We start from the raw sequence: 13,751 nt of genomic DNA, 5'->3' as shown, positions 1-13,751 counted from the left end.
AAATTAATTCTTTGTGTCAACCGTTGTTTAAGCAACGTTGTATTCTCTATTACCTGTTAGTAAGAGTGACACATTAAGGTTTTTTAGAACCTCATTAATTTCAGATTTTAATAATCTTTTTTTGCTTTTTGAATTTTTATTTCCTCTATCCATATATAATAAGTTAATATTATTTATTGATAAATAATTAGAAAGATTTTTGATGGTATTATCATTATGCTCAAATACATATTCAATGGTTTTTTTATCTGAAGTAATATCAGTTTCTTTAAATGTATTTGAGTTTTTAATGATTTTAAATGATTTTATTGGTTCTTGGGTATAACTTATCAAATGCTCTAACAAGTCCTTGTTAACCGATGGCTCTATATTATTAAGTAGGCCTAATGATAATTCTTTATTTGGTTCCAAATAATTTTGATTATCCGCTATCATAACAATACCAGGGTATTTTTTTAAAATGAAAGCAGTAATATTGTCTCCAATAAAACTTAATGAATTTGATTGTTTTTTTCCTAATACAATAATATCAGGTTGATGTTCCGTAATATATTTATCAATTTCATTTTTCACATTACCAAAAGAGTAACTGTAATTTATACTTACTCCATAATCTTTAGAAATAGGGTTTATTAAATTTTGGATTTTATTTTCTATTACATTGTGCTCTTGGTTAATAGCTCGGTTTGCGGATAGTTGATTATCCTTTTCTACAATTTCTGTAGGCTTTTTTACATAGAAAAATTGGATATCTCCATCAACCATTTTAGCTAAACTTATCGTACTTTTCAATATGTTAATAGTGGAGTTTTTTAAATTTGAAAGCACTAATATTTTGGGTTTATTTATATTTTTTTTCATGATGCCTGTAACTTTAACTTAAACTTAATTTTGATTTTGGTCTTTCTTTAAAGAATTGGATAAAACTAGATGGGTTTTCTACAACACCTCGTTTTGAAACTAGTTTAATATCGATGTTTCTTTCTCCTGCTTTAAAAAGAAAATCTTCTAGAATCTCTATAATATCGTAATCTAAATATCTGGTTTTAGTAAGATCAAGCTCTAAATAAGTATCTCTTGGTAAACTGTCTAGTTCTTTTAGAATAGCACCTTTATTAAAGAATGTTACCTCTTCAGCAAGTGACATTTTTATTTTGTGCTTGCCATTGCTTTTGTCTTCAATATGAAGAAAGTGCGAGTTTTGGTAGCTTTTTAGTAATATGACTACAATACCAACAGCTAAGCCCAAACCGATACCAACGAGTAAATCTGTAAAAACAATGCCTATTACGGTTGCAAAAAATGGCACAGATTGTTTCCAACCTAGATTGAACATTTTTTTGAACAATGCTGGTTTAGCAAGTTTGTAGCCCACAACTAATAAAATGGCAGCCAAAACAGATAACGGAATCATATTTAATAGGCGTGGTATTAATATCACAGAAATTAATAATAAGAACCCGTGTATAATCGCCGACATTTTACTTCTTCCACCAGATTGGATATTAGCTGAACTTCTTACAATTACTTGTGTAATGGGAAGGCCACCAATTAAACCTGATAATATGTTTCCTGTTCCTTGTGCTAGCAATTCTCTATTAGTAGGCGTTACATTTTTGTGAGGATCTATTTTATCAGTTGCCTCTACACATAATAGTGTTTCTAAACTAGCTACAAGTGCAATGGTAAACGCTGTAACCCAAACATCTGTATTTGTAATCGCCGAAAAATTTGGGAAACTAAATTGGTTTAAAAAGGAAGTTGCGTCTTCTGGTATGGGAACGGATACTAAGTGTTTTTGACTTATAGACAGCAAATCACTATTTTTAAAAAGTATAAAAAATATAATCCCTAAAACAACCACAGTAAATGGCCCTTGTATTATCTCAAATATTTTATGCTTTTTGCTTAATACTTTATCCCATAATATTAGGAGGGCTAAACTGATAATTCCAATTAGCGATGCCCCTGGATGTATATTGTTTACTATATTAAATAATTCTGAAAAGGTATTTCCCCCATCAATTTCAAAAAATCCAAAATCCCAAGCAGACTCTTCGTCATAACCAAAAAAGTTTGGGATTTGTTTTAAAATGATGATTATACCAATACCTGTTAGCATACCTTTAATTACTGAGGATGGGAAATAATACCCTATAATTCCTGCTTTTAAAACCCCAAAGAGTAATTGTATAATACCTCCTAAAACAACAGCAACCAAAAAGTTTTCGTAACCTCCCAAAGTGCCAATGGCAGTTAATACAATAGCAGCTAAACCTGCTGCAGGTCCACTAACTCCAACTTTGGAGCCACTAAGGCCTCCAACAACAATACCGCCAATTATACCGGCAATTAAACCTGAGAATAATGGGGCTCCACTTGCCAAAGCAATACCTAAGCATAAAGGTAAGGCAACAAAAAATACAACAATACTTGCTGGCAAGTCATTTTTAATAGTTTTAAACATATTATAATATTAATTTACTCTTGGTTGTATAACCAAAAGTTGTTAAACTTGATTAATAGACTTTTTAATAGTAAAGTCTGTAAAACAGAAATTATAATATGTTTTTGTCGGGAGGAGGAGAAATTAAATTAAGATGGGGTTTTGAATAGTTTTTAAACTGATAAGTAAAAAACTCATAATGATTTAAAGTAAAATCGCTTAAAGAATCATTATTATACAATGAGAAAGTGACTACTATTTTTGATTTGCAATTCTCTTCTTCTTCAGCTAAAGAATAAAAAATAGATGTATCAATAGAATCATCTAAAGTAGCAATTATAGATGGCCCGATAATAAGTGCCATAAATATTACTGTAAAGGATATTGCAATTGTTTTTTTAAACATCTAAGATTGGTTAGAAGACTCAAAGATAATATTTAACATTTCAAAAAATGTTAAATATTATCTAAATATGGTTCTACAAAATACATTAAGTATATTGGAAAGTGAATTATACTCTAGGTAAATCGTTGTCGTCTTTTAATGGTAAATCTGAATATCCCATGAGGTAAGTGTCGACATGGTGCGCAGCTTGCCTGCCTTCAGAAATGGCCCAAACAATTAACGATTGTCCGCGTCGCATATCTCCAGCGGCAAAAACACCGGGCACATTAGTTGCATAATCTTTAGTCGTAGCTTGGATGTTGGTTCTAAAATCCATTTCTATACCAAGTTGTTCTGAAATGGCTTTTTCAGCACCTGTAAAACCTAATGCCAACAACGCCAATTCACAATCCCAAGTTTTTTCTGTATTAGGAATTTCTTTTAATTCTGGTCTTTGTCCAGGTTTGAAGACCCATTCTACTTCCGTGGTAACTAAACCTGTTAGATTACCATTTTTATCTCCCAAAAATTCTTTCGTAGAAATACTAAAGAATCGCTCTACACCTTCTTTATGGGAAGAGCTAGTGCGTAAACGCATGGGCCAATAAGGCCAAGGTTGATTGGCTGGTCTTCCGGTGGTTGGTTTAGGTAGAATTTCAAAATTTACTACAGATTTTGCTCCATGTCTATTGGATGTCCCTATACAATCTGAACCAGTGTCTCCACCACCAATAACAATAACGTTTTTATCTTTTGCTGTTAAAATTTCATCAAAATTGGTAATTCCATCAACACGTTTATTGTTTTGTTTTAAGAAGTCCATAGCTTGATGTACGCCTTTTAGATCGGCACCTTTAACGGGCATGCCTCGTCTTACAGTAGCGCCACCACAAAGAACAATAGCATCAAAATCTTCCTTTAAGGTATTGGCATCAATATCTACACCAACATGTGTGTTTGTTTTAAAAGTAATGCCTTCTTCTTCTAAGACTGCAATTCTTCTATCAATAATATGCTTTTCCATTTTAAAATCTGGAATGCCATAACGTAATAAACCACCAACTTTAGCATCGCGCTCAAAAACAGTTACTAAATGACCAGCTCTATTTAATTGCTGAGCTGCAGCTAAACCAGAAGGCCCAGAACCTATAACAGCTACAGATTTTCCTGTTCTGGTTTGTGGTGGGTTTGCTGTAATCCAACCTTCTTTGAAAGCGACTTCAGCAATATATTTTTCAATATTTTCTATAGTTACAGGGTCTTCATTAATACCAAGCACACAAGCTTCCTCGCATGGAGCAGGACATAATCTACCTGTAAATTCTGGAAAATTATTGGTTGAATGTAATATTTTAGCAGCTTCTTTCCATTTGCCTTTGTAAACTTTGTCGTTAAAATCAGGAATTAAATTCCCTAACGGACAACCACTATGACAAAACGGAATACCGCAATCCATACAGCGAGCTCCTTGGTTTTTCAAGGCTTTCTCGTCCATAGGAATGGTAAATTCCTTATAATTTTTAAGTCTGTTATCTACAGCATCATACTGTTCAACCTCTCTTTCATATTCCAAAAATCCCGTGATTTTTCCCATAATTTATTAAAGTGTTATAAGGTTTTCTTTTTCTAATCTTATTAAAGCCTGTCTGTATTCTTCTGGAAGTACTTTTATGAATTTTGGTAATTCAGTTTCCCATTTTTCAAGAATGCGTTGTGCTTGAGGACTTAAAGTATAATTATAATGATTTTCAATCAGTCCTTTTAATGTTGCAATATCAGCTGGTTCTGTCACTGGATCTAAATTTAAACCTTCGATGTTACACTGTTTTTTGAATGTTGTTTTACAATCGTAGATGTAAGCAACACCACCACTCATACCAGCACCAAAGTTTCTTCCAACCTCTCCAAGAATGACGGCAACACCACCGGTCATGTACTCACAGCCATGGTCACCAATGCCTTCAACAACGGCTTTCGCTCCCGAGTTTCTCACACAAAAACGTTCTCCGGCTTTACCATTTATATAAATTTCTCCAGATGTTGCACCATATAAAGCAACGTTACCAATAATAACATTTTCTTCTGGAACAATAGTAGCTTCTTCTGGCACTTTAACAATTAACTTAGCACCAGAAAGTCCTTTACCAAGATAATCGTTCGTGTTTCCACTAACAACCAATGTTAATCCATTAGTTGCGAATGCTCCGAAACTTTGACCTGCAGATCCAGTGAAATTGACTTTTAAAGTGTTTTCCGGCAAGCCTTGTGCGCCATAAATTTTTGAAATTTCGTTACTTAAAATGGCACCAAAGGCACGATCCATATTATTGATTTTAGAATCTATAACGATCTTTTCCTTTCTGAAAATAGCTGGATGCGCTTGGTTTATAATTTTAAAATCCAATGCCTTCTCTAACTGATGATCCTGTTGCTCGGTATTATGAAGAACAGTCCCTTTTTTAACAGGAATTTGATAAAGAATAGGGGATAAATCGATTCCTAAAGCTTTATAATGATCTATCGTTTTATTTCTGTTAAGTTTTTGTACTTGACCAACCATTTCGTCAACTGTTCTAAAACCTAGTTGAGCCATGATTTCTCTTAATTCTTGAGCCACAAAATACATGAAGTTAACCACATGCTCTGGTTGCCCTGTAAATTTTTTGCGTAATTCTGCGTTTTGAGTTGCTATACCGACTGGGCATGTATTCAAGTGGCAAACACGCATCATAATACAACCTGATGCCACTAAAGGAGCGGTAGCAAAACCGAATTCTTCAGCACCAAGTAAGCATGCAATAGCAACGTCTCTTCCCGTTTTTAATTGACCGTCGCATTCAACAACAATACGGTTTCTTAAGTTATTCATTACCAAAGTTTGTTGCGCTTCGGCAAGACCTAGTTCCCAAGGTAATCCAGCATGTTTTAAAGATGTTAAAGGAGAGGCTCCCGTACCACCATCATGTCCAGAAATTAACACAACGTCGGCTTTGGCTTTTGCTACACCAGCAGCCACAGTACCAACACCGACTTCGGACACTAATTTTACATTAATGCGAGCTTCTCTATTAGCTGATTTTAAATCATATATCAATTGGGATAAATCTTCAATAGAGTAGATATCGTGATGAGGTGGCGGAGAAATTAATCCAACATAAGGGGTTGAATTTCTTGTTTTGGCAATACTTGGATTTACTTTAGGACCAGGTAATTGTCCACCTTCACCAGGTTTAGCTCCTTGAGCCATTTTAATTTGTATTTCAGAAGCGTTGGTAAGGTAATTTGAAGTTACTCCAAATCGGCCTGATGCTACTTGTTTAATAGCACTATTTTTCCAATCGCCATTGGCATCTTTATAAAATCGTTCTTCATCTTCTCCACCTTCACCAGAATTACTTTTTCCACCAATTCTATTCATGGCAATAGCCAAATTCTCATGCGCTTCTTTGCTTATGGAACCATAAGACATGGCACCCGTTTTGAACCGTTTTACAATATTGGTCCAAGGCTCTACTTCGTCGATAGATATGGGGTCGTAATTTGTAAATTCAAACAAGCCTCTAATGGTCATTAACTGTTTTGCTTGATTATTTACGAGATCTGAATATTCTTTATATGAACTAGGTTTGTTATCTCTTACGGATTCTTGAAGTTTGGCTATGGTTAATGGATTAAACATATGTGCTTCCCCATTTCGTCTCCATCGGTATTGTCCGCCAACTTCTAAATCTAAATCCGCAGCAATATCCCTTTCTTTAAAAGCGTTTGAATAACGTTTGTTAATTTCTTTTTCAATTTCGTGCAACCCAATACCCTGGATTCTGGTTGCCGTATTCGGGAAATATTTGTTTACAACGGTAGTATTAATACCAATACATTCAAATAATTGAGAACCTCTATATGAGTTAAGGGTTGAGATTCCTATTTTATTCATGACTTTTAAAATACCTTTTCCAACCGCTTTATTGTAGTTTTCAACAGCTTTTTCGGCATCTACAGTAGCATCAAACTCACTAATTTTATCCTCAATAATCTCATTAACCATATATGGGTTAATGGCACTAGCGCCGTAACCGAATAACAAGGCAAAGTGATGTACCTCGCGAGGTTCAGCAGATTCTACAATAATACTTACTTTTGATCGCTTTCCTAAAGTTCTCAATGCACTGTTTACAAATGAACAGGCTAATAACGCAGGAATAGGCGCTTTATCTTTATTGACATCTCTATCAGATAAAATCACGATGTTTGTGCCTTCATCAATCGCTTTTGACACCGCATCTAAAACATGTTCTAGAGCTTCTTCTAAACCATTATGACCTCTTTTTACATCGTATAAAATGGAGATGGATGTTGCTTTAAAACCATTTTTGGTAAAGCTTTTTATTTTATCTAAATCTTGTTTGGAAATAACAGGATTTTTAATTTTTAATTTTCTGGCGTGTTTTTCGTTAACATCAAAAATGTTGGTATCGCTACCTAATGTTAAACTAATATCTGTTATCAACTCTTCACGAATGCCATCCAACGGCGGATTGGTAACTTGAGCAAATAATTGTTTGAAATAGTTATAGATTAATTGAGGTTTTTCAGAAAGCACGGCAATGGGCGTATCTGTACCCATAGAACCAATGGGTTCGTAAGCACTTTTTGCCATTGGTAAAATAATCGTATTGATATCTTCTTCTGTATATCCAAAAATAACTTGTCTTTTTGTTAGGTGCTCTTCGTTGAAGAACACGGGACAGTCATTATAAGGGATATTTCTAAGGTGGACTAAATTATCGTCTATCCACTTTTTGTAAGGATGCTTAGAGGCAATGTTTTCTTTTATTTCTTCATCATTAACAATGCGGCCTTCGTTCATGTTTACCAAGAACATTTTTCCTGGTTCCAATCTGCCATGATGTTGTACGTTTTTAGGCTCAACTTCGATAACGCCGGTTTCAGATGACATGATAACATAACCATCTTTTGTTACGGTATATCTAGAAGGGCGAAGACCATTTCTATCTAATACTGCTCCAATATAGGTGCCGTCGGTAAAAGGTATTGAGGCTGGGCCATCCCAAGGTTCCATAAGGCAAGAGTTAAACTCGTAAAATGCTTTTTTAGCCTCAGACATATCTGGGTTTTTCTCCCAAGCTTCAGGAACAAGCATCATCATAACTTCTGGTAATGAACGTCCTGTCATTATCAATAGTTCAACAACCATATCCATAGAAGCTGAATCTGATTTACCAGGAAGTACAATAGGTAATATATTTTTTATTTCATTACCAAACCACTTGCTTTCCATTAATTCCTGACGCGAAAACATTCTAGCAACATTACCTCTTAAGGTGTTTATTTCACCATTATGGCACATGTATCTAAAAGGTTGTGCCAAATCCCAAGTAGGGAAGGTGTTGGTTGAAAAGCGTTGGTGAACCAATGCCAATCTCGTCACAAATGAAGGATCGTTTAAATCTTTATAGAAAAGCTTAATATCTTCAGGGACTAAGAGTCCTTTATATATAATAATCTTAGTTGATAAACTTGGCAAGTAGAAATAAGAGCTTTCCGAAAGTTTAGAGCTGTAAATTTCATGCTCTGCTTTTTTTCTGGCAATAAATATTTTTAAGTTAAATTGAAATTCGTCTTGGGCATCATTCTCTTTTCCAACAAATATCTGTTTAACAGCAGGCTGTGTTTTTGCGGCAATTTCTCCTAATACAGATTCATCAAGTGGCACATCTCTCCAGCCTATAACTTGTAGACCTTGCTCTTTAATATGCTTTTCAAGAATGCCAATAGAATATACTTGTTGATTTACTTTCTTGGGTAAAAACACATTGCTAACGGCATAACTGCCAGCTTTAGGAAGTTTAAATTTACAATTATTAACAAAGAAATCGTGAGGAATATCTATTAAAATACCAGCACCATCTCCAGTTTTTCCATCAGCACTTACAGCACCTCTATGTTCTAGTTTTTCAAGAATTTCTAATGCTTTGTGTATGATATCATTAGATTTAATTCCTTTAAGACTACAAATAAAACCCGCACCACAATTATCGTGTTCAAATTCAGGTAAATACATTCCTTGTTTCTTCAGCATAACCAACTAAATATTTGATTTAAAAAATTGACTTAATAAGCGAAGATAGGCACTAGATTTTAAATAATAACAATGGCTAATTGATTATTTCGATTTTAGAACCTAACTCATTATAAAAATGGTATAATATCAATTATTATGGGATATTTTAATAAATATTCAATCACTTACAGTTGCTATAAATTAAAGAATTATGCATTAATATCAACAAAATAGCATAATAACAAAAGATAATGCAATCAAACATAATATAATGCTGACAATAATTCAAATAATTGATTTGCTAAAAAATCAGAAAAAACAAAAATTACCAACATACCTATAAAAAAATAGGGGTAAAAATCAAATATTGATAAAAGTAATATAATTGACCCCCTTTTTTTTAGGGGGTAAAACTTTTTTATATAGTTTTACGACGTCTTAATGGCAAATTAACTCAAACTTTAAACATTTAATAACCAAAATTTAAACATTATGAAAAAATTTATTACCCTTTCAATGCTTTTTGTTGCAACGGCTTTATTTGCTCAAGAAGAACCAGCTCCGCCAACATTTACTCTTAGTGGTAGTATAGATGCTTATTATAGAGCTAATTTTACAGCTCCAAATGATGAAAATGCTATTGCGCCAGGATCATCATTTGCTAATTTACCTGGTTTTGCTTTAGGTATGGCTAATGTGGTTGCTTCTTACGAAGGCGAAAAAGTTGGTTTTGTTGCCGATTTAGTTTTTGGACCAAGAGGTACTGATGCTATATTTAATTCTCCAATGTATTCTGCAACAGGAGATATTGTTAACCAATTGTATGCTTATTGGAATGTTAGTGAATCTGTAAAACTTACTATGGGTAACTTTAATACCTTTTTAGGATATGAGGTAATATCGCCAACGGCAAATTTTAACTACAGTACATCTTATTTATTCTCTTGGGGACCTTTTAGCCACACAGGTTTAAAAGCTGATTTCGCTTTATCTGAAGATTTTAGCTTAATGGTTGGTGTTATGAATGATACAGATTTAACAGAGTTTAATCCAACTGGCGATTATGCATTTGGGGCTCAATTAGGGTTTGTAGGTCAGTACTTAAATGTATTGGTAGACCCATCATTCTTTGAAATCGATTATACAGGAGGCTTTGATGTATCTGATTCTTTCTATTTAGGAATTAATGCTGCTTATTTAAGCTTAGAGGATGATGCAGGTGGATTTATGGGCGCTGCTCTATATCCACAATATTCTGTATCTGATACATTCACGGTTGGTTTAAGAGGTGAGTATTTTGCAGAAGATGGTAACTTCGGTGCTATCGGTAGTGGTGTAGATGATACAAGTGTTCTTGCCTTAACTTTAACAGGAAGCTTTGCTATTGATAACTTAACGATTAAACCTGAGATAAGATTGGATAGTGCTTCTGATGATTCATTTATCGATAACGATTTAATGCCAACAAAAAGCTTAGGTTCTTTTGTGTTAGCTGCAATCTATTCTTTCTAAGAGTAAAATAAAATCCAAAAAGATAAAAAAGCAAGTCGCATTGCTTTTTTATCTTCATTTAACTAACCTTTAAAACAATTTATTATGTCATTATTTAACATGCCCCTTTTGATTCAAGACACTGCCGCCATTGAAGGCGACATGGGAATGCTATGGATGTTAATTTCAGGTATTCTAGTATTTTTTATGCAGGCAGGATTTTTCTTGGTAGAGTCTGGTATGACAGATTCAAAAAATGCTGTTAACATCGCCATGAAAAACTTTCTGGATATAGCAGTTGGCTCTCTTGCTTTCTGGTTCGTAGGTTATTCATTAATGTATGGAGCAGATATGGGTGGAGGTTTCTTCCATTGGGGAGGTTTTATCTTTTCTCAAGGTGCTGCTGATTTATTCTTTCAAACTGTGTTTGCTGCAACTGCTGCAACTATTGTATCGGGAGCGATTGCAGGAAGAACAAAATATACAACGTATGCTATATTTAGTATAGTAATGACTGCTATTATTTATCCTGTAGCTGGTGGTTGGGAATGGAACGGTGGTTGGTTAAATAATACAGATGGTATTATGCCTGCTGAGTTTATTGATTTTGCGGGGTCTTCTATTGTTCACTCTGTAGGTGGATGGGCTGCGCTTGTGGCTGCTTGGATGGTAGGTCCTAGAATTGGTAAATACCTTAATGGTAAACCAATTGAAATGCATGGTCATAACCAAATGTACGCAACCTTAGGCGTATTTATACTTTGGTTGGGATGGTTTGGTTTTAATGGAGGCTCTCAATTAGCTTGGGGTGGCGACGATGCTACTGCTGCTTCACAAGTTGTGCTTGTAACTAATTTAGCAGCTTCAGCGGGGGCTATTGCGGCCTTATTATTTACTTGGATTAAAAATGGAAAACCCAATTTAGGAATGACTTTAAACGGTGCGCTTGCTGGTTTGGTGAGTATTACCGCTGGTTGTGGTAATATGAGTGAGGGCGGTGCAGTATTAGCTGGCTTAGTAGGTGGTATCCTAGTAGTGCTATCTATTGGATTTATTGAAAAAACATTAAAAATTGATGATGCTGTTGGAGCCATATCTGTTCATGGTGTAGCTGGTGCTTGGGGGACTTTAGTTATAGGTCTTTGGGGAGTAGATGGCGATGCTGGTATTGGGATATTCAACGGAGGTGGAGCGGCTCAATTAGGTGCTCAAGCCATTGGGGTGTTGTCTTATGCCGCATGGGCTATTGTCACATCGTTTATATTCTTGTTTATTTTGAAAAAAATATGTGGGTTACGAGTGACTGAAGCAGAAGAGATTGCCGGTCTTGATATTTCTGAACATGGAACGATTGCTTACCCTGGTAAGAGACAACGAGAAATGGAATAACATTTTAAATAATATAAATTTAAAAAATGCCTTAGGGATATGGCCCTAAGGCATTTTTTTTGTCAATGCCAACGGAAGGGTTTTAAGATAATAAGCCCGAGTCTTAAATTTGAAATTTTATGCTCATTGCTCAAGGTTTCTGGAGTTGAGTATGGGACTGTATTTTACGATTTTGAAATGAGGATAATCAATATTGAAAATTAATAAAAAATCGTATAATTATATTAATATACCAAAATTAAAGGGGGTTATTTTGTCTTTTTGATATATATATAATTTCAACCCCTATAAATTTAGACACTATTAATTTTATTTTATATTTTTGAGCACTAATTATAAAAACAATATCATGAAAAAAATCGAAGCAATTATTAGAAAATCCAAATACCGTATTGTAAAGGAAGCTTTGCATGCTGTAGGGGTTAATTTCTTCTCATATTGGGATGTTACTGGTTTAGGAAATGAGAAAGAAGGGCATGTTTATCGAGGGGTGTCCTATAGTACAAGTGATATTCAACGTAGGTATTTATCTATTGTTGTAAACGATGATTTTGCTGAAGCAACAGTTAACGCTATTCTTAGTTCGGCAGGAACAGGAGAGGTTGGTGACGGTAAAATTTTTGTATCCGATATACAAGAATGTTATAGAATACGAACTGGAGAAAAAGGAGGGGAAACCTTAAAATAATAACCAACAAATAAAATAATATTATGGAATTACTAACAACTAACAATGTATGGATGATGATCTGTACAGCACTTGTATTTTTTATGCACCTTGGGTTTTCATTTTTAGAAATTGGATTAACAAGACAAAAAAATACAGTAAATATTCTTTTTAAAAATATTTTTATAATTACAATAGGCTTACTTCTATATTGTTTGGTAGGGTTTAATTTAATGTATCCAGGAGATTTTAATGGATTTTTAGGATTTACAGGATTTGGTTTAACTTCGCCTTTAACAGCAGAAGGAGCCTTAGACTTAACCTATAATGCAGGCTATACGTATTGGACAGATTTCTTATTTCAAGGCATGTTTGCTGCTACAGCAGCAACCATAGTTTCAGGAGCTGTGGCAGAACGTGTAAAAATCGTCCCTTTTATGATATTTACTGTTTTTTATGTAGGATTGGTATACCCAATTGCCGGTTCTTGGAAATGGGGTGGTGGTTTTTTACAAGACATGGGCTTTTATGATTTTGCAGGTTCAACATTAGTTCACTCAGTTGGTGGATGGGCAGCATTAGTAGCTGTTTGGTTGCTAGGCGCAAGAATAGGTAAATTTAAAGACGGAAAACCACAGGCTATTCCTGGGCATAATCTGCCTTTAGCAACAGCTGGGGTATTGATATTATGGTTAGGATGGTTTGGATTTAATGGAGGTTCTGTACTTTCAGCAGATCCTGCTTTAACATCTGTAGTATTGGTGACAACCTGTTTAGCCGCAGCCGCTGGAGGCGTGGTTGCTATGTTAACATCGGCCATTAAAGATAAAAATCTAGATCTTACCATGTTTTTAAATGGTATTCTTGGAGGCTTGGTAGGTATTACTGCAAGTGCGGACGTTGTAACTCCAACAAGTGCCGTAATAATAGGGGCCATTGCTGGGGCACTTATTGTTTTAGCTGTAGCATTAGTTGATAAAATTAAATTGGATGATCCTGTTGGAGCTATTGCAGTACATCTTTTTTGTGGTATATGGGGTACTTTAGCAGTGGGATTGTTTTCTACAAATCCTGAGCACAGTTTCCTAACACAATTAATAGGAGTCGTTTGTTATGCGGTATTTTGCATTGTATCTTCGTTTATTATACTGTACGTGCTTAAAATAACAATGGGAATTAGAGTATCTGAAAAAGAAGAAGTAGAAGGATTAGATGGTCATGAACACGGTATGGATGCTTATCCAGATTTTAGGTTAAATGAGCAATAATTTATTTATTATAGGACTAGTCC

General features: G+C 34.6%; 9 protein-coding genes. 4 read left to right on the top strand and 5 right to left on the bottom strand.

Annotated elements, in window-relative coordinates:
* Nucleotides 1-27: 27 nt before the first annotated feature.
* The 5 genes from CSW08_RS10260 to gltB form a co-directional block, all read right to left on the bottom strand.
* The gene (locus tag CSW08_RS10260) at nucleotides 28-861 is read right to left on the bottom strand and encodes a universal stress protein (protein ID WP_106659796.1); all 834 of its coding nucleotides are present in this window, start codon (nucleotides 859-861) and stop codon (nucleotides 28-30) included.
* Between the two features lie 13 nt (nucleotides 862-874).
* On the bottom strand, nucleotides 875-2,467 hold the full coding sequence (locus CSW08_RS10255; protein WP_106659795.1) for a SulP family inorganic anion transporter: 1,593 nt from the start codon (nucleotides 2,465-2,467) through the stop codon (nucleotides 875-877).
* A 91-nt stretch (nucleotides 2,468-2,558) separates the two neighbouring features.
* A complete protein-coding gene (locus tag CSW08_RS10250; RefSeq protein ID WP_106659794.1) occupies nucleotides 2,559-2,852 on the bottom strand; it encodes a hypothetical protein in 294 nt (97 codons plus the stop codon).
* Between the two features lie 106 nt (nucleotides 2,853-2,958).
* Entirely contained in the window at nucleotides 2,959-4,425 is a 1,467-nt protein-coding gene (locus tag CSW08_RS10245) for a glutamate synthase subunit beta (RefSeq protein ID WP_106659793.1), read from the bottom strand.
* 6 nt (nucleotides 4,426-4,431) lie between these two features.
* Entirely contained in the window at nucleotides 4,432-8,931 is a 4,500-nt protein-coding gene (gltB, locus tag CSW08_RS10240; RefSeq protein ID WP_106659792.1) for a glutamate synthase large subunit, read from the bottom strand.
* 474 nt (nucleotides 8,932-9,405) lie between these two features.
* On the opposite strand from gltB, the gene CSW08_RS10235 reads away from it, so the two are divergent.
* The 4 genes from CSW08_RS10235 to CSW08_RS10220 all read left to right on the top strand — a co-directional run bounded on the left by CSW08_RS10235 (nucleotide 9,406) and on the right by CSW08_RS10220 (nucleotide 13,728).
* Nucleotides 9,406-10,425 carry a porin gene (locus tag CSW08_RS10235; protein ID WP_106659791.1) on the top strand — a complete coding sequence of 340 codons (1,020 nt, stop codon included), beginning with the start codon at nucleotides 9,406-9,408 and terminating at the stop codon, nucleotides 10,423-10,425.
* 84 nt (nucleotides 10,426-10,509) lie between these two features.
* Nucleotides 10,510-11,793, top strand: coding sequence for an ammonium transporter (locus CSW08_RS10230; protein ID WP_106659790.1), 1,284 nt, complete (start codon nucleotides 10,510-10,512; stop codon nucleotides 11,791-11,793).
* A gap of 349 nt (nucleotides 11,794-12,142) precedes the next feature.
* Entirely contained in the window at nucleotides 12,143-12,481 is a 339-nt protein-coding gene (locus CSW08_RS10225) for a P-II family nitrogen regulator (RefSeq protein ID WP_106659789.1), read from the top strand.
* A 23-nt stretch (nucleotides 12,482-12,504) separates the two neighbouring features.
* Nucleotides 12,505-13,728 carry an ammonium transporter gene (locus tag CSW08_RS10220; protein ID WP_106659788.1) on the top strand — a complete coding sequence of 408 codons (1,224 nt, stop codon included), beginning with the start codon at nucleotides 12,505-12,507 and terminating at the stop codon, nucleotides 13,726-13,728.
* Nucleotides 13,729-13,751: the final 23 nt, after the last annotated feature.

Origin of the sequence: Confluentibacter flavum, from assembly GCF_002843175.1 — a bacterium.
GTDB classification, from domain to species: Bacteria; Bacteroidota; Bacteroidia; order Flavobacteriales; family Flavobacteriaceae; genus Confluentibacter; species Confluentibacter flavum.
The sequence above is the reverse complement of the archived record's forward strand: the minus strand, read 5'-3'. Positions and strand labels throughout refer to the sequence as shown.

Excerpts from the sequence above, each read along its gene's own strand:
- CSW08_RS10260 (WP_106659796.1), bottom strand. The coding sequence starts at position 861 with ATGAAAAAAAATATAAATAAACCCAAAATATTAGTGCTTTCAAATTTA.
- CSW08_RS10255 (WP_106659795.1), bottom strand. The coding sequence starts at position 2,467 with ATGTTTAAAACTATTAAAAATGACTTGCCAGCAAGTATTGTTGTATTT.
- CSW08_RS10250 (WP_106659794.1), bottom strand. The coding sequence starts at position 2,852 with ATGTTTAAAAAAACAATTGCAATATCCTTTACAGTAATATTTATGGCA.
- CSW08_RS10245 (WP_106659793.1), bottom strand. The coding sequence starts at position 4,425 with ATGGGAAAAATCACGGGATTTTTGGAATATGAAAGAGAGGTTGAACAG.
- gltB (WP_106659792.1), bottom strand. The coding sequence starts at position 8,931 with ATGCTGAAGAAACAAGGAATGTATTTACCTGAATTTGAACACGATAAT.
- CSW08_RS10235 (WP_106659791.1), top strand. The coding sequence starts at position 9,406 with ATGAAAAAATTTATTACCCTTTCAATGCTTTTTGTTGCAACGGCTTTA.
- CSW08_RS10230 (WP_106659790.1), top strand. The coding sequence starts at position 10,510 with ATGTCATTATTTAACATGCCCCTTTTGATTCAAGACACTGCCGCCATT.
- CSW08_RS10225 (WP_106659789.1), top strand. The coding sequence starts at position 12,143 with ATGAAAAAAATCGAAGCAATTATTAGAAAATCCAAATACCGTATTGTA.
- CSW08_RS10220 (WP_106659788.1), top strand. The coding sequence starts at position 12,505 with ATGGAATTACTAACAACTAACAATGTATGGATGATGATCTGTACAGCA.